Below are 1,690 nucleotides of genomic sequence, written 5' to 3' on the forward strand. Positions count from 1 at the left end.
GGGACTCTGCCATGGCTGAACACCGAAATCGCCACAGTCACTCGACAGTTGACCATCAGCGACGCCTCATCGCCCCAACCGAAACGGCGAGGCTAGTGTCCTGCGCCTGAGGTCCGTTGAACATGTGTGCCCTTGCCCGCGCGACGCGCATGAGCCGGCCGGTCGCCGAGGTGACGTCGAGCGCCGACGAGCGCGAGACACCGGTGCGCCGGCCGCGGCGGGCAACCTCGGCTCAGGCTCCGGCTCAGCGGTACCGGATCGTACGGGGCTGCGCGGAGGGAAAGCCGAACCAGTGAGTGGCCGCCGAACTCGGCATCTGGCCACAGCCGGTGGGCAGGCGGCGACGCCGATTCCTGGAGTCGCGCCCCGACGCCCGGCGGACGAGCCCCGCCCGGGCGCCCCGCGTGAAATCTCCGACGCGGGGGTGGAGGCATCGCGACATCGTCGGTCTCCACCTGGACCGCCGGATAAGGCGCTGTTCCTGTGCGTCGACGAGAAGTCGCAGATCCAGGCGCTGGACCGCTCGGTTTTGGGCATGCCCGAGCGGCGGACCCACGACTACGTCCGCCACGGCAGCACCATCTTGTTCGCCGCGCCGGACGTGGCCTTCTAGGCAAATAATCGGAAGCAGGGGTCCGCGATCGACAGCGGCCCCGGATGGAGGGAAACCCATGCCCATGTCTGAGGGAAACCGTGCCACGGTGGCGGTCACGGGGGTGACCGGGGCGCTGGGCAGCCGGATCGCGGCCCGGCTCGCCGACCGTGGCGTCCCCCAGCTCCTCGTCGGACGCGACCCCGACCGCATACCCAAACTGCCGGGCGCCCAGCGGCGCGGTCCGGCCGCCTACGGCGACGCCCCGGCCATGCGCAAGGCGCTCGAGGGCGCGTCGACCCTCATCCTGGTCTCCGGACACCGCACGGGGCGCCGGCTGGAGGAACACGCCACCGCCGTCGAGGCCGCGATCGCCGTCGGCGTCGACCGGGTCCTTTATGTGTCCCTCGTCGGCGCCTCGCCCGTCGCCACCTACCTCAACGCCCGCGACCAGTGGGCGACCGAACAGTTCCTGGCGGGGGCCGGGATCCGCCACACGGTGCTCCGGGCGGGCTTTTACACGTCGACGCCGGCCGCCCTCGCCGACGAGGAGTTCGTCGTGAGCGGCCCCGCGAGCAGGGGCCGGGCCGCCTTCGTCACCCACGAGGACATCGCCGACGTGATCACGGCCGTCGCCCTCGACGAGGGTCCCCGCTCCGAGCACGACGGCGCGATCCTCGAGATCACCGGGCCCGAGGCCCTGACCCTCGACGAAGCGGTCACCCGGATCGCCGCGGCCACCGGTCGCCCCTACCGCTTCGAACCCGAGACCTTCGAGGAAGCCTTCGCGCGGCGATTCCGGCTGGGCATGAGCGGGGAACAGATCGAGACCTGGATCTCGTGGTTCCAGGCGATCGAGAAGGGCGAGGTCTCCGTGGTCACCGACGTCGTCCCCCGGCTCACCGGCTCACCGGCGACCCCGATCTCGGACGCGGCCTGGTGGCCCGAGCCGAAGACGGCGCGCGGTACCCGCTGAGGGGCGCGTCTGCGGACCGGGATCGGTTTCATCGGGATTCCTCCGTGGATACCCCGCCTTCAGGCGGGGGAGGAATCGGACTCCTGCGGAGCAGGGCAGGGAAAGCCGATTCGCCGTCAGGG

Annotated in this window: 1 protein-coding gene and 1 pseudogene; both read left to right on the forward strand. The window is 71.3% G+C overall.

What is annotated here, in order from left to right; genetic code table 11:
- Positions 1 to 437 precede the first annotated feature (437 nt).
- Positions 438 to 601 (forward strand): annotated as a pseudogene (locus ABZ656_RS57820) (IS630 family transposase); the annotation flags it as partial.
- A gap of 70 nt (positions 602 to 671) precedes the next feature.
- Entirely contained in the window at positions 672 to 1,568 is an 897-nt protein-coding gene (locus ABZ656_RS57825) for an NAD(P)H-binding protein (protein ID WP_360280774.1), read from the forward strand.
- The last annotated feature ends 122 nt before the right edge of the window (positions 1,569 to 1,690 follow it).

Source organism: Streptomyces sp. NPDC007095, from assembly GCF_040634475.1.
Lineage (GTDB): Bacteria > Actinomycetota > Actinomycetes > Streptomycetales > Streptomycetaceae > Streptomyces.